18 protein-coding genes are annotated in these 18907 nt (G+C 58.9%); 13 read left to right on the top strand and 5 right to left on the bottom strand.

Features of this window, described 5'->3' with window-relative positions:
• Window positions 1–97 precede the first annotated feature (97 nt).
• The 7 genes from ACR0AH_RS08730 to ACR0AH_RS08700 all read left to right on the top strand — a co-directional run bounded on the left by ACR0AH_RS08730 (window position 98) and on the right by ACR0AH_RS08700 (window position 6065).
• A complete protein-coding gene (locus ACR0AH_RS08730; RefSeq protein WP_170423175.1) occupies window positions 98–640 on the top strand; it encodes a TRAP transporter small permease in 543 nt (180 codons plus the stop codon).
• 5 nt (window positions 641–645) lie between these two features.
• Window positions 646–1962 carry a TRAP transporter large permease gene (locus ACR0AH_RS08725; protein ID WP_170423173.1) on the top strand — a complete coding sequence of 439 codons (1317 nt, stop codon included), beginning with the start codon at window positions 646–648 and terminating at the stop codon, window positions 1960–1962.
• On the top strand, window positions 1959–3215 hold the full coding sequence (locus tag ACR0AH_RS08720; protein ID WP_480591442.1) for a malonyl-CoA decarboxylase: 1257 nt from the start codon (window positions 1959–1961) through the stop codon (window positions 3213–3215). The genes ACR0AH_RS08725 and ACR0AH_RS08720 overlap by 4 nt, the downstream gene beginning before the upstream one ends.
• 5 nt (window positions 3216–3220) lie before the next feature.
• Window positions 3221–4735 carry a malonate--CoA ligase gene (locus ACR0AH_RS08715; RefSeq protein ID WP_480591440.1) on the top strand — a complete coding sequence of 505 codons (1515 nt, stop codon included), beginning with the start codon at window positions 3221–3223 and terminating at the stop codon, window positions 4733–4735.
• A 127-nt stretch (window positions 4736–4862) separates the two neighbouring features.
• On the top strand, window positions 4863–5072 hold the full coding sequence (locus tag ACR0AH_RS08710; RefSeq protein ID WP_480591437.1) for a universal stress protein: 210 nt from the start codon (window positions 4863–4865) through the stop codon (window positions 5070–5072).
• A complete protein-coding gene (locus tag ACR0AH_RS08705; RefSeq protein ID WP_480591667.1) occupies window positions 5027–5269 on the top strand; it encodes a universal stress protein in 243 nt (80 codons plus the stop codon). The genes ACR0AH_RS08710 and ACR0AH_RS08705 overlap by 46 nt, the downstream gene beginning before the upstream one ends.
• 121 nt (window positions 5270–5390) lie before the next feature.
• Window positions 5391–6065: an adenylate kinase gene (locus ACR0AH_RS08700; RefSeq protein ID WP_480591434.1), complete on the top strand. Its 675-nt coding sequence runs from the start codon at window positions 5391–5393 to the stop codon at window positions 6063–6065.
• 83 nt (window positions 6066–6148) lie between these two features.
• On the opposite strand, the gene ACR0AH_RS08695 is transcribed toward ACR0AH_RS08700, so the two are convergent.
• The 4 genes from ACR0AH_RS08695 to ACR0AH_RS08680 all read right to left on the bottom strand — a co-directional run bounded on the left by ACR0AH_RS08695 (window position 6149) and on the right by ACR0AH_RS08680 (window position 10629).
• Window positions 6149–6460: a helix-turn-helix domain-containing protein gene (locus ACR0AH_RS08695; protein ID WP_170611906.1), complete on the bottom strand. Its 312-nt coding sequence runs from the start codon at window positions 6458–6460 to the stop codon at window positions 6149–6151.
• A 797-nt stretch (window positions 6461–7257) separates the two neighbouring features.
• Window positions 7258–8898: an ABC transporter ATP-binding protein gene (locus ACR0AH_RS08690; protein ID WP_170732829.1), complete on the bottom strand. Its 1641-nt coding sequence runs from the start codon at window positions 8896–8898 to the stop codon at window positions 7258–7260.
• A complete protein-coding gene (locus ACR0AH_RS08685; protein ID WP_170596389.1) occupies window positions 8888–9808 on the bottom strand; it encodes an ABC transporter permease in 921 nt (306 codons plus the stop codon). Before ACR0AH_RS08685 ends, ACR0AH_RS08690 begins: the two co-directional genes overlap by 11 nt.
• Complete coding sequence (locus tag ACR0AH_RS08680) at window positions 9805–10629, bottom strand: ABC transporter permease (RefSeq protein ID WP_480591431.1); 825 nt, start codon at window positions 10627–10629, stop codon at window positions 9805–9807. The genes ACR0AH_RS08685 and ACR0AH_RS08680 overlap by 4 nt, the downstream gene beginning before the upstream one ends.
• 17 nt (window positions 10630–10646) lie before the next feature.
• On the opposite strand from ACR0AH_RS08680, the gene ACR0AH_RS08675 reads away from it, so the two are divergent.
• The 6 genes from ACR0AH_RS08675 (at window position 10647) to ACR0AH_RS08650 (ending at window position 17325) form a co-directional block, all read left to right on the top strand.
• Window positions 10647–11213, top strand: a complete 567-nt coding sequence (locus ACR0AH_RS08675; protein ID WP_480591428.1) for an ABC transporter substrate-binding protein — start codon at window positions 10647–10649, stop codon at window positions 11211–11213.
• Window positions 11214–11307: 94 nt separating this feature from the next.
• Window positions 11308–11517 carry a hypothetical protein gene (locus ACR0AH_RS08670; RefSeq protein WP_480439034.1) on the top strand — a complete coding sequence of 70 codons (210 nt, stop codon included), beginning with the start codon at window positions 11308–11310 and terminating at the stop codon, window positions 11515–11517.
• A gap of 258 nt (window positions 11518–11775) precedes the next feature.
• Window positions 11776–13872 (top strand): hydantoinase/oxoprolinase family protein, encoded by a 2097-nt coding sequence (locus tag ACR0AH_RS08665; RefSeq protein ID WP_480591425.1) that lies wholly within the window; start codon window positions 11776–11778, stop codon window positions 13870–13872.
• Window positions 13872–15524, top strand: coding sequence for a hydantoinase B/oxoprolinase family protein (locus ACR0AH_RS08660; protein ID WP_480591422.1), 1653 nt, complete (start codon window positions 13872–13874; stop codon window positions 15522–15524). The genes ACR0AH_RS08665 and ACR0AH_RS08660 overlap by 1 nt, the downstream gene beginning before the upstream one ends.
• Window positions 15521–16588: a pyridoxal phosphate-dependent aminotransferase gene (locus ACR0AH_RS08655; RefSeq protein WP_480591419.1), complete on the top strand. Its 1068-nt coding sequence runs from the start codon at window positions 15521–15523 to the stop codon at window positions 16586–16588. Before ACR0AH_RS08660 ends, ACR0AH_RS08655 begins: the two co-directional genes overlap by 4 nt.
• Complete coding sequence (locus ACR0AH_RS08650) at window positions 16585–17325, top strand: maleate cis-trans isomerase family protein (RefSeq protein ID WP_480591416.1); 741 nt, start codon at window positions 16585–16587, stop codon at window positions 17323–17325. The genes ACR0AH_RS08655 and ACR0AH_RS08650 overlap by 4 nt, the downstream gene beginning before the upstream one ends.
• Before the next feature lie 42 nt (window positions 17326–17367).
• Here the strand turns inward: ACR0AH_RS08650 and ACR0AH_RS08645 are convergent, their stop codons facing one another.
• Window positions 17368–18906, bottom strand: a complete 1539-nt coding sequence (locus tag ACR0AH_RS08645) for a trimethylamine methyltransferase family protein (protein WP_480591413.1) — start codon at window positions 18904–18906, stop codon at window positions 17368–17370.
• Window position 18907 lies beyond the last annotated feature (1 nt).

The following is an 18907-nucleotide window of genomic DNA, read 5'->3' as shown; positions in this document are numbered from 1 at the left end:
ATCTTGCCGGGCGGCCTGCCGCCGCTCGGCATCCGATCTTGGTTCTGATCTTCTCTGATCTTCAGACTTAATTGCATCTCAATCACAGGAGGCGCAAATGGCCGGTCATAGCTCTGCCGTTGCTTCCCACACAGGGAACAATCCCTTCCTTCGCTTTGTCGCTGCGCTTTCAACTCTGGCTGGATGGTGTTCCGCAGGCATGATCGTCGCTGCTGTCGCCATCACCTGCCAGATGATCATCGTGCGCTTCGTGCTGAATCAATCGACCATTTGGCAAACCGAAGCGGTCATTTATCTGGTCATCGCCGCAACCCTGGTCGGTCTGCCTTATGTGCAGCGCCTGCGCGGTCACGTGAATGTTGACCTGATCCCGATTTCGCTCGCACCTCGAGCCCGCTTTTACATGGCGATCCTGACTTCGGTTCTGTCCATCGCCATCGTCTCAGTCATGCTGTTCTACGGCTACGAGTATTGGCACTTCGCATGGGAGCGCGGATGGAAATCCGACACCGTTTGGGGCGTTCGCCTGTGGATCCCCTACCTCGCCATCCCAGTTGGCTTTGGTCTGCTGTTGTTGCAACTGATCGCCGATCTCGTCGCCGTCCTGCTTGGCATCGATAAACCATTTGGTCTGGAGTAAAGCCGATGGATCCCCTTCTGCTCGGCGCTATTGTCGCCATCGCCACCATCCTTGTTCTTTTCTCGGGCGTGTCCGTGGCCATCGGCCTGCTGATCGTCTCGGCTGGGTTCCTAATCGTCTTTGACGGACCGCGCTCGCTGGAACTGATGCCGGAAATCCTGTTCGGCAAACTCGATAACTTCGCCCTTCTGTCTATCCCGATGTTCATCATCATGGGGGCCTCAATCGCCTCTACCAGAGCTGGAGCGGATTTGTACGAAGCGCTGGAACGCTGGCTGACCCGTGTTCCCGGCGGTCTGGTCGTATCAAACCTCGGTGCCTGTGCCCTATTTGCGGCTATGTCCGGTTCGTCACCCGCGACCTGTGCCGCCATCGGCAAGATGGGTATCCCGGAGATGCGCAAACGTGGCTATCCTGACGGCGTCGCCGCCGGTTCGATCGCTGCAGGCGGTACTCTGGGAATCCTGATCCCGCCATCGGTCACCATGATCGTTTACGGTATTGCCACCGAAACCTCGATTGGCCGTCTGTTTCTGGCCGGTGTGATCCCGGGCCTTATGCTGGTGGGTCTGTTCATGGCCTGGTCGCTGTATTCGACCTGGAAATCCGGTGACGCGACCCGTCTGGGTTCGGGCAGCTACACCTGGGCCGAACGGTTCGAGATTCTGCCGCGCGTGCTGCCCTTCCTCGGCATCATTCTGGGTGTGCTTTACGCCATGTATGGCGGTATCGCCACCCCGTCGGAAACGGCTGCTGTCGGTGCCCTTCTCTGCCTGCTGATCGCGATGATCATCTACAAGCTGTGGAACCCCAAGGACATCTGGGTCGTGCTGCGCGACAGCACCAAGGAAAGCGTGATGATCCTGTTCATCATCGCCGCTGCCGGTGTGTTCTCTTACATGCTCAGCTCGCTGTTCATCACACAGGCGATTGCCGAATGGATCGGTACGCTGGACGTGAACCGTTGGGTTCTGATGGGTGCGGTCAACGTGTTCCTGCTGATCGCCGGGTTCTTTCTGCCGCCCGTCGCTGTGATCCTGATGGCGGCACCGATCCTGCTGCCGATTATCACCACCGCTGGCTTCGATCCGATCTGGTTTGCGGTTGTACTGACCATCAACATGGAGATTGGCCTGATCTCGCCCCCTGTCGGCCTGAACCTCTATGTGATCAACGGCATTGCGCCCGACATCTCGCTCAAGACCATCCTGACAGGCTCTCTCCCCTTCGTGGCCTGCATGGTGATCGCGATTGTCCTGCTGTGCCTGTTCCCCGGTCTGGCCACATGGCTGCCTGACCTGGTGATGGGAGCAGCGGTATGACCCTGCTGGCGGATCTTCTATCCACCGTGTTCGAGCGGCGTTACCGCCGCGACGGCGCGGTGGCTCCGGATGGCCGACCGCTGACCGAACTGGCCGACGCGCTGGTTGGGTCAGCGGGGGAAACTTCGGGGCTGGCGCTGGCCGAGGAAATTCTGACCCGGTTCGATACGCTGAGTGATGACGACAAGCTGGAGTTCTTCCGCTATCTCGCCACCGCCATGAATATCGATCCCGAGGCGGTACGTTCGTCACTGGACGAATACGAGCGCAACCCTTCGAAAGCGACCTATCGCACCTTTGCGGCTGCGGTGGAACCGGCCCGGCAGGAAATGATCCGCCGTCTGAACCGGGTACCCGGTGCCACCGGAGCGCTGGTTCAGATGCGCGCCGACCTATTGCGACTGGGCGGCAAGGAGCCCGAATTGCAGGCGCTTGACCTGGACTTCCGGCACCTGTTTGCCAGCTGGTTCAATCGTGGCTTTCTGGTGCTGCGCCCGATCAACTGGGAAAGCCCGGCGCATATTCTGGAAAAGATCATTGCGTATGAGGCGGTCCACGCCATCGACAGCTGGGACGACCTGCGCCGCAGGCTGGAACCCACTGACCGGCGCTGCTTTGCCTTTTTTCATCCCTCAATGCCGGATGAGCCGCTGATCTTTGTCGAAGTGGCGCTGAACAGCGGTATTCCGGGTTCCGTACAGGCCTTGCTCGCCGAAGACCGCGATCCGTTGCCCGAAGATCAGGCCGATACGGCTGTGTTCTACTCGATCTCCAACTGTCAGGCCGGGTTGGCCAGCATCTCTTTCGGCAATTCGCTGATCAAACAGGTGGCCTCGGACCTGTCGGCTGAGTTGGCGGGGCTGAAAACCTTCGTCACGCTCTCGCCGATTCCGGGGCTGACCAAATGGTTGTCGCAGGAAGGCATCGATTGGAACATCGAAGAGCCCGATCAGATGAAAGCACTGGCCGCACATTACCTGTTGAACGCCAAAGGTCGGGGCGATCTGCCGTTCGATCCAGTGGCACGGTTCCATCTTGGCAACGGTGCGCTGGTCCATGCGGTTCATGCCGACGCAGATGTTTCGGACAAGGGCCGGGCACAGTCCGGTGGCACCATGGTCAACTATCTTTATGACCTTGGCCGCGTAGCGCAGAACCACGAACAGTTCTCCAACACCCGCGAGGTAATCGCCTCGTCCGAGGCCAAATCGCTTGCCGCGTCAGCCTCTCTCACCACGACACAGGAAAGGTAACCCTTATGGCCAATCCTCTCTATGACGGTTTGTTCGGCGCACATGCCGGTAAAGACACAGCCTTTTTGCAGTTGCTCGACGGAACGACCATCACCCATCAGGACTTCCTGAGCACCGCCGCACAAATCGCCCATGTGGCGACGCAGCTGGGCCTGAAACCCGGCGACCGGGTTGCGGCACAGATCGAGAAATCGCCCGAAGCGCTGGCGCTATATGCTGCCTGTGCGCAGGCAGGTCTTGTATTCCTGCCGCTCAATACCGCTTACACTGTGGATGAATTGACCTATTTCATCGAAAACAGTGGCGCCTCGCTGATCGTTTGTGACAGCCGCAGCGAAGAGAAACTCGCCCCGGTTGGTGCGCAGCTTGGCGCGAAGGTCGAAACCCTGAACGCCGATGGCAGCGGCAGCCTGATGGAGCAGGCTGCAGCAATGCCTGCCAGCTTTGAGACCGTTGACCGTGATGGCGACGATCTGGCCGCATTCCTCTATACATCGGGGACCACAGGCCGATCGAAGGGTGCGATGCTGACCCAGAACAACCTGTTGTCGAATGCACAGACGCTGGTCAAAGAATGGCGCTTCACATCCGACGACGTGCTGCTGCATGCACTGCCGATCTTTCACACTCACGGACTATTCGTGGCCACCAATGTCACGCTGGCTGCAGGCAGCAGCATCGTTTTTATGCCCAAGTTCGATCTGGATGAGATCATCGGGCGGATGCCCAATGCCACGACCATGATGGGTGTGCCAACCTTCTACACCCGCCTTCTGGACGATGACCGCTTCACCAAGAATCTGGCCGCACATATGCGCCTGTTTGTTTCAGGCTCGGCACCCTTGCTGGCCGAAACCCATGTACAGTTCGCAGAACGCACTGGCCATCGCATCCTTGAACGCTATGGCATGACCGAAACCAACATGAACACCTCGAACCCCTATGACGGTGACCGCCGCGCAGGCACGGTGGGCTTTCCATTGCCTGGGGTCGAGCTGCAGATCTGTGATTCAGACGGCAATGCGCTGGCTCAGGGCGAGATCGGCGAGATCGAGGTACGCGGGCCCAACGTGTTCAAAGGTTACTGGCAGATGCCGGAGAAGACTGCCGCCGAACTGCGCGAGAACGGGTTCTTCATCACTGGCGATTTGGGCCGGATCGACGAAGACGGCTATGTTCATATTGTTGGCCGCAACAAAGACCTTATTATTTCAGGCGGTTACAACATCTATCCCAAAGAAATCGAGCTGGTTCTGGATGACCAGTCCGGCGTGCTGGAAAGCGCCGTGGTGGGCGTTCCACATCCCGATTTCGGCGAAACTGTTCTGGGCGTGATCGTTGCAGAGCCGGGCCAAACCCCCGATCTGGACGCAATGATGGAGGCCGTGCGCGGTAGCTTGGCGCGGTTCAAGCATCCACGCAAACTGATCCTGCTGGACGAACTGCCCCGCAACACCATGGGCAAAGTTCAAAAGAACATCCTGCGCGACCAATACAAAGACATGTTCGTGGCAGCGTAAGATGACCCTCCCCGGCCCAGTAGCCCCTCTTCTCGATAATGCTACGGGCCTAACTTCAACAACCAGGGCAGGCGGACCTGTTCCCTGCTCTGGTTGTTGAATTTTTCTACCTGCTGGAGAATCAGAAATGTATGGAAATATTCTAGTCCCTGTTTCCTTTGATACCGACCGCGACGCGCAAAGAGCGCTGGATGTCGCACAAACTCTCCGCTCGGATGGTGGTCATATCACTCTATTGCATGTCATTGAGCACCTTCCGCAATACACAAGCGACCTGCTTCCTGAAACCATCTGGATATCGCAAAGACCAGTGTTACTGACAAACTGGGCCCACTAGTCGACGGGGTAGCGGACTCCAAAATTGAAATTGTCGAAGGACAGTCGGGCCGTGGAATTCTCGATTATGCAACGAATAACAATGCAGACTGCATCGTTATCGCAAGCCACCAGCCTGGATTGCAGGATTATCTTCTGGGGTCCACAGCGGCACGCGTAGTCAGGCATGCAAACTGTTCTGTACATGTGGTGCGATAGTCTGGTCTACGGACCAGACGCAACGCCCACACACGACAGTCATACACCGCTAATACATCTGAAATGGCACTGAGCGGTCTATTCCAAGTCGTGTTTACGATATTCTCTAAGAGGAAAAAGAGTGACCAGCCCGAATACGTCTAAAGTGTTAATCCTTCTGGGCCCTCCTGGTGCCGGTAAGGGAACGCAATCCCGACTGCTTGAGCAAAAATTTGACTTGGTTCAGTTGTCGACAGGCGATTTGCTCCGCAGATCGATTGAAAGCGGCAGCGAAACAGGCAAGGCGGTGGAATCTATCATGGCTGAAGGCAGGCTCGTCGGAGATGACATCGTCATTTCGATCTTGCGTGACCGTATGAGCGATTCGGACTGTGCCGGAGGGGTGATATTAGACGGATTTCCACGCACGCTTAGTCAGGCGCGCGCATTGGATCAACTATTGGCGGAAACGGGGCAGCAGATCAGTGCTGTCGTCAGTCTTGCGGTGGATGACAAAAAAATGGTCGACCGCATTTCCGGTCGCTTTACCTGTGCAGGATGTGGCGAAGGTTACCATGATACATTCAAACCGCTTGAGGCAGCGGAACGCTGCGACAATTGCGGAGGCTCTGAGTTTAAGCGCCGTGCTGACGACAAGGCCGAAACAGTCGCTGCACGTCTGATTGAATATCGTGAACAGACTTCACCCTTGATCGACCACTATAGCCATATGGGCGTTTTGGCGAGTGTTAACGCAATGGGACCGATCGAGGCAATCAATCGAAGCATCGAGGCCGCCATATCGTCAAGGTCGTGATTACAAAAGAAAGCAGAGGTATCAGACCTTCGCAATTACGCTTGGCCAAAGCAAAAACAGACCCAAGAAAGGCTGTTCAGACGTCATTTTCTTAAATGCGAAGCGTCTTTAAGAAAAGAAAAGCGCTTGCGATAATCTCCTGGCGAGAGGTCGACTATTTCGTGAAACATTCGGCGGAATGCTGAAACATCCATATACCTCATATCCCGGGCGATGGTTTCGATACTGGACTGCGATAGTTCCAGCCTCTGACAGGCATTGGTGATGCGACGCTGTTGCAGGTATTCCGATGGCGTGAAACCCGTGGCCGTCAGGAATCGGAATCCAAAAGTGCGCAGCTCAAGTCGAGCGGTGCGGGCCAATTCGGAAACCGGGATCGGGCCCGCATAACGCATTTGCACCCAATGCTGCGTTCGAAGGATTGCGTTGTCCCCATGAGTCAGGTTGGGCGAAAAAGAGATGTAAAAGCTCTGCGCCCGCTCGCCAGGGTCGATCAGAAAAAAACCGGGCGACCTGCATCAGTGGTCGCGGTGCGAGCAGCTTGTTGGGCAAAGTGCTACTGCCACCTCCAACGAACAAGACAGGGGATGCCAGATTGAGATCGACGTTCACTCGGTCCCAGATCTATTGTTCATAAGGCATCACCAAATTGGACTATGTCGTTCTAGGAGGTTTAGTCGGTAAGATCTTTTTGCGACGCATGTAAGGTGCGCTCTGCAGCATTCCAGCCACTACTCGAGCACCCATTGCAGAGAGCAGTCCCATGACCGTCGGAGATGATGCCATTGGGACAGTCATCACGTCAAGCGCCGCTCGCACATTATTGATCGCAGCCTTGCACTCGTATTTTGCGACAAGGCTTCGCACGCGCTGCCTGAAGAAACCCGGCGAGGAAGGTTGCGATGACTGCAACCCATGTCACCAATGGGGTGTCGAAGAACGAGGCAATTACACGGCCTGCGGCGACCTCAAATATTAACCCTATGGCAGCCCAAAAGAGGATCGAACTGATTGTCAACAAGAACATCAATGCGATCCAGTCAAAAGCCACCTTAATTCGCGAGTTGCTCCTGAGTTGCAGGTTCTCTTTACACCGATCTGTCGAGATGTCGGTAAAAACTGAGTTTCGGAATACAAGCAAAATGAGAAATCCACTGCGACTGAGCTTCCCAAGTGTTGTTATTGCCCGCGCCTACGCAGTGTCATGTTTTGTATTTAAGTGATTTTCTTTTCGCTCTTTCAGCAGGTTCGTCAACCAATCCGGGTCCATCTCGGGAACCGAACTTAGCAGCAGCTTTGTATAGTCCGGGAAGGGTTCGGATAGAACGGTATTCTTCAATCCCTGCTCGACGACTTGACCATTCAGCATCACAACAATCTCGTCCGAAATAGCCTCGACCGTGGCAATGTCATGCGTGATGAACAGATAGGAGATTCCGCGCTCTTTTTGTAGGCGCATCAGCAATTGCAGTATGCCTTCCTGCACAATCTGGTCCAGTGCGGACGTCACTTCGTCACAAATAATCACCTCAGGGTCCGCGGCCAGAGCGCGCGCAATGCAAATTCTCTGTTTTTGTCCGCCGGACAATTCGCTGGGAAGACGATCGTAGAAGTCTTCCGACAACTCGATGGCTTCAAGCAGTTCGATGACCCGGTCCTGCTGCGCCCGGCCCCGCAGACCATGATAGAATTCCAGCGGACGTCCAATGATTTCACCTACGGTTTGACGCGGGTTCATCGCGGTATCGGCCATCTGATAGATCATCTGAATTCTGCGCAGCTGATCACGGCTGCGGTTTTTCAGTTCGTTTGGCAGGACCTCGCCATTGAACGTGACCTGCCCGCTTGTGGCGGGCAGCAAGCCGGTGATCACCCGCGCCGTGGTCGATTTACCAGATCCGGATTCGCCGACAATCGACACCGTGCGCCCCCGCGGCAGGCTGATTGACACATTGTGCAACACCTTGGCGCTCTTGCCATAGGCCGCATCCACACCGTCAATTTTAAGGATGATATCATCCGAAGTCTCGGCTTGTTTTTGCAACAGACGCACGGACCAGAGGGATTTGGTATACTCTTGCTCGGGCGCAGACAGCATTTTGCGCGTTTCCGCCTCTTCTACCTCTTCTCCATAGCGCAGCACCTTGATCCGGTCCGCCATCTGCGCGACCACCGCCAGGTCATGGGTTATGTAGATTGCGGCGGTATGAAATTCTTCGACGATCCGGCGCATAGCAGTCAGAACTTCGACCTGGGTCGTCACATCCAGCGCAGTTGTCGGTTCGTCGAAAATGATCAGATCGGGACGGGGTGACATCGCCATGGCTGTCATGATCCGCTGTAACTGGCCACCGGAGACCTGATGCGGATAGCGGTCACCAATCGTTTCGGGATGCGGTAACGACAACGAGGCATAAAGCGCGCGGGCATCCTCACGCGCGACATTCTCGGGTTGCAGTCCCTCGCGCACCGTTGCAGCAACGGTCTGATCCAACAACTTATGCGCCGGGTTGAACGACGCAGCCGCCGATTGGGCCACATAGGCTATCCGCGATCCCCACAGATGCTGCAGCGCGTGGTCGTCCAGATCCCGCAACTCCTGCCCCTTGAACCGGATCGAACCGCCCGTGATACGACAGCCGGGCTGCGTGTATCCCATAGCCGCTTTGCCCAGCGTCGACTTGCCCGCACCACTTTCGCCTATCAGGCCCAGCACCTCACCGCGCTTCAGGGTCAGGTTGACACCTTTGATGATCGGATTCCACTTTTCGTCCGAGAACCCCTCGATACGGATGTCGCGCATATCCAGCAGAAGGTCAGTCTCAGTGTTCATCGCGTAATCCACTTGTTTTGTGCAAGAACCAGTCGACGACAAAATTGACCGCCACAGTGATCAACGCGATCGAGGCAGCGGGCAGCAGCGGCGTGATCCCGGCCTTGAAATCATATTTGGCGAACTGGATCAGGTTGGCGGTCTCGCGCACCATTGTGCCCCAATCGGCGGTGGGGGGCTGAATACCGACGCCCAGAAAGCTGAGCGCAGCGATGGTTAGGAAAACGAAACAGAATCGCAGCCCGAACTCGGCCACCAGCGGAGGCATGATGTTGGGCAAAATCTCGCGACGCATCACCCAAGGCAGTTTTTCCCCGCGCAGCCGAGCTGCCTCGACATAATCCATCACTGCCACGTTCACCGCCACAGCGCGAGTCAGGCGGAACACGCGGGTTGAATCCAGAATCGCAATAATCAAAATCAACGACAGCGCCGACGAGCCGAAAATCGACAGCAGCATCAGCGCGAAAATCAGGCTGGGAATGGCCATAAATACATCTACGCCACGGCTGATCAATTGATCCAGCCAACTGCGGTTAATCGCAGCGATCAGCCCCAGACCACCTCCAATGAAGAACGCCAGCAGCGTAGTGACAAAAGCGATACCAATGGTGTTGCGCGCACCATAGATCAGCCGCGACAGGATATCACGCCCGATCTGGTCGGTACCCAGCCAATGCTCGGACGACCAGGGTGCGTAAGGCGTCGGGAATACCTCGGCCTCACCATAAGGCGCGATGACCGGCGCTCCGATTGCCATGACTAGATAGAACAGGATCACAAACATGCCGAAAATTGCTGTCGGCGGCGCTTTCTTCAGCTCGATCCAAATACGCTCGCGCTTGCTGCGACGGGTCCGCACCCGACCCACCTCAGCGGCGGCTGAATATGTCTTGCTTGTCTGGCTCATTTTGGGTGCAGAAGCCTCGGGTTGGTGACGATTCCAATGATGGCGGCAATCAGGTTCAGAAGGACATATGTGGCGGCGAATATCAGGGCGGACGCCTGAACCACCGGGATATCGCGCGAGCTGACCGCATCGACCATCAGTTGGCCGACGCCGGGATAGACGAACACCACCTCGACCACGACCACTCCAACTACCAGATAGGCCAGGTTGAACGCGACCACCGTTGAAATTGGCGCCCACGCATTGGGCAGCGCGTGATGCAGAACCACGCGGCGGGCGGTCTCTCCTTTCAACCGCGCCATCTCGACATAGGGTGAAGCTAGAAGACTGATCAGCGAAGCCCGCGTCATACGCATCATGTGCGCGACGATTACAAGTGTCAGTGTAAGCGCAGGTAATATGCATTTGACGATCCGCTCGACCAGCGGCATCCCTGGCTCCACATTGGCCAACGACGGCAACACCGGCCATAGCGTTCCGAACAGCAAAATCAGGATATAGGCCACGAAGAACTCGGGGAAAGAGATCGCCGTCAAGGTGCTGGCGCTGGCCAGCTTATCATAGCGCGAATTGCGCCACAGCGCGGTGGTGATGCCCAGAAACAGCGCTAGCGGAACCGAGATCAGCGCCGCCATACCCGCAAGAAACAATGTGTTCCATAAGCGCGGTGCGACCAGTTCCACTACCGGACGTGATCGATCCACACCCGAACTCGCCCGACCTGAGAACGACGTTCCCAGATCCCCGGTCGCCAACGCACCGATCCAATCGAAATATCGGATGTAGGCAGGTTTATCGAGGCCAAGCTCCGCCCGGATCACCTTTCCTGTCCTCTCAGATGCAGAAACTGCCGAGCGGCCGGATTTCGCGTCGTATCTTCATATCAAGCGCTCTGGCTGCGGGCCTTGCCATTCCGGCGGCACTGAGCCTATCCGGACAAGCACTTGCGCAGGTCCCTAAAAAAGGCGGAGCGATCAAATTTGGCTTTGGCAGCGGTTCGACTACCGACTTTTTAGACCCAGCAACCTATGAAGGCACGATCAAAACCGCTGTCGCCTATCTGTTCGGCAACAACTTGATCGAATTAGACGCAAACGGAAATTTGGTGCCCGAACTCGCGACCGAGTTTTCCTCGAACGACGCAATCACTTGGGTATTCACCCTGCGTGAAGGGGTCGAGTTCCACAACGACCAAACCCTTACCCCTGCCGTTGTCATCGCCACAATCGACCACCACTGTGGCGAAGGATCGAAATCTGCGGTGAACGATTTGGTTGCCCAAATCAAATCGATGCGCGCCGATGGCAACAACTTGGTGTTCGAGCTGGATCCGGCAAATGCCGACTTCCCATCATCCTGTCTGGCTATCACTTGGTCATTATGCCTTCGACCGATGGCAAATTGACCGACCCACAATCCTGAATTGGCACCGGTGGCTAATTCATTGAGGTGTACGAGCCTGGCGCACAGGCGAAGCCGCCGATCGCTTCAACGCCATCGTGGTCGAGGCCCGTGCAGAGCTGGACGACGCCAAACGCCGCACTCTGTATGCCGAAGCGCAGACTTTGGTTCATGATGATGGCGGTGCGATCGTTCCGATGTTCGCCAATCATATCATGGGTGTTGCCAAAACCGTCGCCCAGGGCGAGATCGCCGCGAATTGGGAAATGGATGGTGCCAAAGCCCCTGAACGCTGGTGGCTTGCCTGATCGCGCGCTCTCCGTCTGGTGGCCCGTGTCGGCAGATTTCTGGCCTGCAGAGACGATAGATGTCGCTTGCAGGCCTTTCTGTCGCAATCCAGCTTGCTGCCGCTATCTTGAAACTGCACATTTCGCCCATGACACAGACTGACATTCCGAATCCTACGGACCGCCGCGCAACCGGCTGTGATCTTGTGATCCTTGCATAAAGCAGGGCCTCGGGCCTTTTTGCTTTACGCTGCGATTACAGAAATTTCGGAAGACCTCATGACAACTCAAACGCTGCGCCTGGCCATCGATATTGGCGGCACCTTCACCGATACGGTCCTTGTCTCTGGCGAAGAGACAATCCTGGCCTCCACCAAGACCCTGACCACCCATCAGAACCCTGCCGACGGCGCCATGGAAGGGGCCGCGCGAGTAATGCAGCAATCGGGCCGGACGCTGGATCAGGTGACCGGCTTTATCCACGGCACCACCCTGGCGACCAATGCGCTGATCGAACGTCGCGGCGCGGTGGTGGCGACGGTGACCACCGAAGGCTTTCGCGACATCCTGGAAATCGCGTATGAGCGGCGTTATTCGCAATACGATATCAACCTCGAGAAGCCTGACCTGCTGGTGCCGCGCGAGCGTGCTCTGACCGTGCGCGAACGCATGTCGGCGGGTGGTCAGGTATTGATCGAGCTCGAAGACTCGGCCATCGACGCACTGCTGGCCGATATCGACGCGAGCGGCGCAGAGGCCATAGCGATCTGCCTGATGCACGCTTATGCCAACCCCGCCCATGAACGCCGCCTACGCGATGTGCTGGCTGAGAAGCGGCCCGATCTGACCGTCTCGATCTCGTCCGAGGTCAGCCCCGAGGCGCGCGAGTTCGACCGGCTGTGCACCACCGTTGCCAATGCTTATATCCAGCCGCTGATGCAGACCTATCTGGCCCGTTTCGTCGACCGGTTCGAGGCCGAGGGCGTGACCTGTCCGATCCTGATGATGACGGCGGGCGGCGGCATGTGCACCGTGCGCACCGCCGCGCGTTTTCCGATCCGGCTGGTGGAATCCGGCCCCGCCGGAGGGGCCATTCTGGCCGCCCGCATCGCCGCCCGCACCGGGCTGGATCAGGTGCTGTCCTTTGACGTTGGCGGCACCACCGCTAAGCTGTGCCTGATCGACAAGGCCCGCCCGCAGACCTCGCGCCAGTTCGAGATCGCCCGCGCCGCGCGGTTCATAAAGGGCTCGGGCATGCCAGTGCGCATCCCGGTGATAGAGATGATCGAGATCGGCGCGGGCGGTGGCTCCATCGCCGGGGTGGATCGGTTGGGGCGGCTGACCGTGGGGCCGAAATCGGCGGGGTCTGAACCCGGCCCCGTGGCCTTCATGCGCGGCGGCACCGAGCCTACGGTGACAGACAGCGACATCACGCTGGGCTACATCGTGCCCGACACATTTGCCGAGGGGCATATCAAGCTGGACCCCGAAAGCTCCAAACAGTCGCTAAGCCGGGTGATTGGATCGAAACTAGATCTCGATGCCGTTGGCTCAGCCGACGGCGTCAGTCGCATTGTCGATGAAAGCATGGCCAGCGCGGGCCGGATGCACGCGGTGGAATCGGGCAAGGATCTTGGACCGCGCACGATGATTGCCTTTGGCGGCAACGGGCCGTTGCATGCCAGCCGGGTGGCACGATCCGCCGGGGTCAGCCGCATTGTAATCCCGCTCAATCCGGGCGTGGGGTCTGCCGTGGGCTTCCTGTTCGCACCCGTGTCGTTCGAAATCGTCCGCTCGCGCTATTCGCTGTTGGACAGCATGGACATGGATGAGATCAACGCGCTGTTCGACACCATGATCGTCGAGGCCAAAGGCGTGGTTGCCCAGGGCGCGGGCGATGCCCCGACCGAAACACAGCGCACCGCCTTCATGCGCTACAACGGTCAGGGTCACGAGATCGAGACCACTCTGCCCGACCGGCATCTGACGGCAGACGATATTGCACCGCTGACCACCGCCTTTGAGGAAGAATATCGCAAGCAGTTCTCACGCCCGGTGCCGGGGATGCAGATCGAGATTCTCAACTGGGCGGTGCGCGTCGCGACCCTTGACAGCGCCGTGCCACCAGTGCCCGCTACACCTGCATTGACGACCTTCACCGCACCCGACACTCGCCCGATCACCTGCGATGTGGACGGCGCGCTGAAACAGGCCGCCTTCGTGGCGCGGGCCGATCTGAAGTCCGGCGACCATGTGCGCGGCCCGGCGCTGATCCACGAGCCGCAGACCACCACGCTGGTCTCGACTGATTTCTCGGCCCATGTGGACGCCATAGGAAACCTCGTCCTGGTTCAGGACCAGAAAGGAGGCGCATGATGGCGACCGATCTTTCCCCCGCCCGCCTACAAGTGATGTGGAACCGTTTTCTGGCAGTGGTCGAAGAACAAGGCCAAACCCTGATCCGCGCCGCCTTTTCGCCCATCGTGCGCGAATGCGGCGATATCTCCGCCGGGATCTTCGACGTCAACGGCCGGATGCTGGCACAGGCGGTAACCGGCACGCCGGGCCATATCAACACCATGGCCGAAGCGGTGCAGCATCTGCGCGCCGCCTTCCCGGTTCAGACCATGAAACCGGGCGATATCTACATGACCAACGATCCGTGGCTGGCCTCGGGGCATTTGAACGACTTCCTGCTGATGATGCCCGCGTTCAAGGATGGCAAGGTAGTGGGCTTCACCTCATGCACCTCGCATCTGGTTGATCTGGGTGGTCTGGGCATGGGCCCCGAAGGCTCCGACATCTATGACGAGGGGCTGCTGATTCCGCCCTGCAAACTGGTCGAGGAAGGCACCCCAAACGCGCTGCTGCTGGACATCATCCGCGCCAACAGCCGCGAGCCCATCGCCAACGAGGGCGACATCTATGCCCTGATTGCCTGTTGCGAGGCCGGGGTGAACCGGCTGGTCAGTATGATGGAAGAGTTCGGCCTGACCGATCTGGATGCGCTGGGGTCCTACATCATCGACACTTCGCGCCGTGGCACGCTTGAGGCCATCGCCGAGGTGCCCAAAGGTATCTACAAAAACGTCCTGAAAATGGATGGCTATGAGAATGAGCTGGAGTTGCACGCAGCCCTGACCGTCAGTAAATCGGGGATGCATGTGGATTTCACCGGCACCTCGGGTTGTTCGCGCAAGGGCATCAACGTGCCGCTGAACTATGCTACCGCCTATACGGTGTTTGCGCTGCGCTGCATCGTCGGCTCGGACATCCCCAACAATGCCGGATCGCTCGAGCCGTTCACCGTCGACGGCCCCAAGGGCTGCATCCTGAACGCACAGCGCCCGGTGCCGGTGGCGATGCGGCACACGCTGGGTCAGGTGACACCCGATCTGGTGCTGGGCTGTCTGCATCAGGCACTACCTGATGAAGTGCCCGCCGAGGGCGCAAGCTGCATGTTCGACCTGCCCATGCGCCACGCCCCCGTGGTGGCCCGCGATGGTGGGCGCGAATTCGCAGTGGAACCGGTACATAATGGCGGCACCGGTGCACGGCCGCATGCGGATGGTCTGTCAGCCACCGCCTACCCCTCGGGCGTGTTCGGTTCGCAGGTGGAGATCACCGAAAGCGTCGCGCCGGTGACCATCTGGCGACGCGAGCTGCGCGCGGATTCCGGTGGCGCGGGCAAGTATCGCGGCGGGCTTGGGCAGCGGATCGAGATGACATCGGCCAACGGCGCGCCCTTCATCGTGTTCCTGTCGGTCGAGCGGCTGAAATTCCCCGCCCTGGGCCGCATGGGCGGTCAGCCCGGCGCGCCGGGGCGCATCCGGTTCCGTGATGGCGACAGCGACATTCCCGGCAAGGGAGAGCTGCGGGTCGAAGGTGGCGATTACCTGATCTTCGACACCCCGGGCGGCGGCGGTTTCGGCGACCCGGCAGACCGTGATCGGGACGCGCTGGCGCTGGATCTCAAACGCGGTCTGGTCAGCGCCGAGGGCGCCAAAGCCTACGGAGGTGACGCATGATCCGTCCGGTTTCTCATGTCGGCGCCATGGGCGCCTATGCGCTGGCCGATCTGGGTGCTGAAGGCACCATCTCGCTGGCGCAGAACGAAAGCGCCTTTCCGGCCAGTCCGTCCGCCGTGGCGGCCGGGCAGGCAGCGCTGGCTGATCTGACGCTCTACCCCGATCCCGAATGGCCCGACATGCGCGCGGCCATTGCCGGGGTACACGGGGTCGACCCGGCGCGGGTGCTGTGTGGCGCGGGCTCAATGGAGCTGATCGGCTGCCTGATCCGCGCCTTTGCCGGGCCCGGCGATCACGTGCTGGGCACGCAGTATGGCTATGCCTTCGTGGCCTCGGCCACGGCGCAGGCGCAGGCCAAATACGTCGCCGCGCCCGAGGTCGATCTGACCGTATCCGTCGACGCGGTTCTGGCCGCCGTCACCCCGGCGACCCGTATCGTGTTTGTCTGTAACCCGGGCAATCCCACCGGCACCCTGATCCCGAATGCCGACATCCTGCGCCTGCGCAACGCGCTACCCGGCGACGTGCTGCTGGTGGTCGATCAGGCCTATGCCGAGTTCGCCGACCAAGCCAACGATCCAGCAGAGATTTTCGCGCTGGCTGATCGGGGGGATACTGTGATCACCCGCACCTTCTCCAAGGCTTACGGGCTTGCCGGGGCGCGCGCCGGGTGGGGCTATTTCACCACCGACATCGCCAGAGAGCTGCGCAAGCTGTTGAACCCCAACAACATCTCGATTGCCTCGCAGGCTGCGGCAGCGGCGGCGATGCGCGATCAGGCGCATATGCGGGACGTGGTCGCGAAAACGGCAACCATTCGCGATCGGTTCGCGGAGGACTGCCGCGATCTGGGGCTGATCGTGCCGGACAGCCACACCAATTTCGTGCTGATCCACTTTGCCTCGACCAAGCAGGCGCAACAGGCCGACGCTGCGCTACGGGCCGAGAAACTGCTGATGCGCGGTATGGGCGGCTATGGTCTGTCCGACTGCCTGCGCGCCACGATCTGCAACACACCGGTGATGGATCGCTGTCTGGCCGTTCTGAGAAAGGTAACGTCATGAGCCACGAAACGCGTACCCGGGCCAAGATCGGCGTTCTGGTGCCCTTCACTAACACCAACCTCGAGGCCGATATGGCCTTGATGCGCTGCCAGGACACCACCGTGCATTTCCAGCGCATGGGTGGTTATGATGTCGATGAAATCCCCGGTTCTGACCAGATGGCGGGGCTTGGGGCCTCGGACATCAGCCACGATTTGCGGATGATTTCGGGCGTGCGGCCAGATGTGGTGCTGTACGGCTGCACCTCGGCCACGCTGACCCATGGGCCGTCATTCGACGCCGATCTGGCGCAGCAGATCAAGGCCGGATCGGGAGCGCAATCGCTGACAGCCGCCGGATCGCTGATCGCCGCCATTCAGGCGCTTGGGGTGACGAAAGTGGGCTTTTCCTCGCCCTATCTGGGCGAAATCAACACGCAGGCGATGGATTTCATGGCCGCAAACGACATCGAAACCGTGCGTTGCGCCGATGTTGGCCGCGAGCTGGGCAATTACGGACAGGGAGAGCTGACCCCGGACGAGGTTTACGACCTCGCCTGTGAGGCAGACCACCCGGACGCGCAAGCCGTCGTGCTCAGCTGCACCGACATGCGCGCAGTCGAGGCCATCGAGCAGATCGAGGACACGCTGGACAAGCCGGTAGTGACCTCAAATCAGGCGATGATGTTCTGCATGATGCGGGCGCTGGGTCTGCCACGCCACGAGGCTCTGCCGGGCCGGTTGTTCGATCTTCTGTAAACGAACCGGGGCAGCGGTCGACCCCCCTGCCCCGATATTCCATCAGGGTTCGCCGCTGCCGATCTCTTCCTTGCGTTTGGCGATATAGGCATCCAGCTCCTCACGCACGGAGGGGTCCATCTCGGGCATCTGATACTCGCGTAGCGCCTGCTGCCAAACCTCGGTGGCGCGTTGCAGGGCGTCCTTGGCTCCGGCCGCCTCCCAGTTTTCATAGTTCTGCCAGTCGGACAGCATCGGTTTGTAGAACGCGGTCTCATAGCGTTCCATCGTGTGATCGACGCCAAAGAAATGGCCGCCAGTGGGCACCGATTTGATGGTGTCCAGGCCCAGTTCATCCGTGTCAAATTTCATCGGCTTGAGGAATTCCATCATGTTCTGGATGATCTCGATATCCATAACGAATTTCTCGTAAGATGCGGTCAGGCCGCCCTCAAGCCAGCCGGCGGCATGATAGACGATATTGGCCCCTCCCAGAACCGCGCCCCATGTGGCCATCATCGTTTCGTATGCCGCCTGCAAATCCACCACGTTGGATGCATTTGCGTTCGATGTCCGGTACGGAATGCCATAGCGCCGCGCCAGCTGCCCGCCGACAATATTCGCCTTGGCATTTTCCGGTGTGCCAAAAGCCGGGGCCCCGGATTTCATGTCCACATTCGAGGTGAACGAGCCATACATGACAGGCGCTCCCGGGCTGACCAACTGCGTCAGCACCACACCGAACAGCGCCTCGGCGTTCTGTTGCGCCAGCGCGGCAGGAAGCGTGACCGGTGTCATTGCCCCCATCAGAGTGAATGGCGTGACCGTCACAGGTTGACCATACTCGGCCATCGCGATCAGGCCGTCACCCATGGCATCGTCGAACAGGCGTGGAGAGTTCACCGAAATGATTGTGATCACCCCCGGATCGCCGCGCATGTCCTCAGGTTTCTGACCGCGCGAAATCGCCATCATGTTGATGCCATCCATCGCCCGCCCGCGCCCGATAGCGGTGCAGTGAAAGCTCAGGTCGCTATAGCTCAGGTTGGCGTTGTAGGTGTCCAGATGGCGGTTGTTGGCGGGCATTTCGATCGGGGCCATCACCTGATTGCCGATCAGATGGATAGCGTTGAAGTGATGCGCCAACCGGATGAAGTTGCAATAGTCATCGTAATTACCCTGACGGCGGCCATTTATACAGTCATGTACGTTCGGCGGCCCGGCAACCAAACCAAAATTCACATGATCGCCGCCCAGCGTAATCTGTTTCGCGCGGTTGCGAGAGGTCAGCGTGAATTCCGAGGGCACCGTTTTCAACGCTTCGGCGACAATGGTTTCGTCCATACGGATGGTCTTGGTGTCGCGGTCTACGATGGCCCCCGCGCATTCGAAAATGTCCATAACATTGTCGCCCATCACCCGGATACCGGCCTCGGACAGAATGCGCATTGAGGTTGTATGCAGCTGATCCATCTGTTCAGGGTTTAACAGCTCGAATGGCGGACAGCTGTTGCGCACCTGTTGCCAGGGCAGCTGTTCGATCCCCACCGCCGCGCGCCCGGATTTGCCGCGTCGCCCGCCGCTGCGTCTGTCTCGTGCCATT

This window comes from Ruegeria sp. AM5 (assembly GCF_056540645.1).
Note: the sequence above shows the minus strand (reverse complement) of the source record. Positions and strands in the feature narration are given on the sequence as shown.

What these genes read in the sequence shown, in the direction of transcription:
- ACR0AH_RS08655 (WP_480591419.1), top strand. Translation starts at nt 15,521, where the DNA reads ATGATCCGTCCGGTTTCTCATGTCGGCGCCATGGGCGCCTATGCGCTG.
- ACR0AH_RS08695 (WP_170611906.1), bottom strand. Translation starts at nt 6,460, where the DNA reads ATGCGTTATGCGGGCCCGATCCCGGTTTCCGAATTGGCCCGCACCGCT.
- ACR0AH_RS08720 (WP_480591442.1), top strand. Translation starts at nt 1,959, where the DNA reads ATGACCCTGCTGGCGGATCTTCTATCCACCGTGTTCGAGCGGCGTTAC.
- ACR0AH_RS08725 (WP_170423173.1), top strand. Translation starts at nt 646, where the DNA reads ATGGATCCCCTTCTGCTCGGCGCTATTGTCGCCATCGCCACCATCCTT.
- ACR0AH_RS08675 (WP_480591428.1), top strand. Translation starts at nt 10,647, where the DNA reads ATGCAGAAACTGCCGAGCGGCCGGATTTCGCGTCGTATCTTCATATCA.
- ACR0AH_RS08660 (WP_480591422.1), top strand. Translation starts at nt 13,872, where the DNA reads ATGGCGACCGATCTTTCCCCCGCCCGCCTACAAGTGATGTGGAACCGT.
- ACR0AH_RS08715 (WP_480591440.1), top strand. Translation starts at nt 3,221, where the DNA reads ATGGCCAATCCTCTCTATGACGGTTTGTTCGGCGCACATGCCGGTAAA.
- ACR0AH_RS08710 (WP_480591437.1), top strand. Translation starts at nt 4,863, where the DNA reads ATGTATGGAAATATTCTAGTCCCTGTTTCCTTTGATACCGACCGCGAC.
- ACR0AH_RS08645 (WP_480591413.1), bottom strand. Translation starts at nt 18,906, where the DNA reads ATGGCACGAGACAGACGCAGCGGCGGGCGACGCGGCAAATCCGGGCGC.
- ACR0AH_RS08690 (WP_170732829.1), bottom strand. Translation starts at nt 8,898, where the DNA reads ATGAACACTGAGACTGACCTTCTGCTGGATATGCGCGACATCCGTATC.
- ACR0AH_RS08730 (WP_170423175.1), top strand. Translation starts at nt 98, where the DNA reads ATGGCCGGTCATAGCTCTGCCGTTGCTTCCCACACAGGGAACAATCCC.
- ACR0AH_RS08685 (WP_170596389.1), bottom strand. Translation starts at nt 9,808, where the DNA reads ATGAGCCAGACAAGCAAGACATATTCAGCCGCCGCTGAGGTGGGTCGG.
- ACR0AH_RS08665 (WP_480591425.1), top strand. Translation starts at nt 11,776, where the DNA reads ATGACAACTCAAACGCTGCGCCTGGCCATCGATATTGGCGGCACCTTC.
- ACR0AH_RS08650 (WP_480591416.1), top strand. Translation starts at nt 16,585, where the DNA reads ATGAGCCACGAAACGCGTACCCGGGCCAAGATCGGCGTTCTGGTGCCC.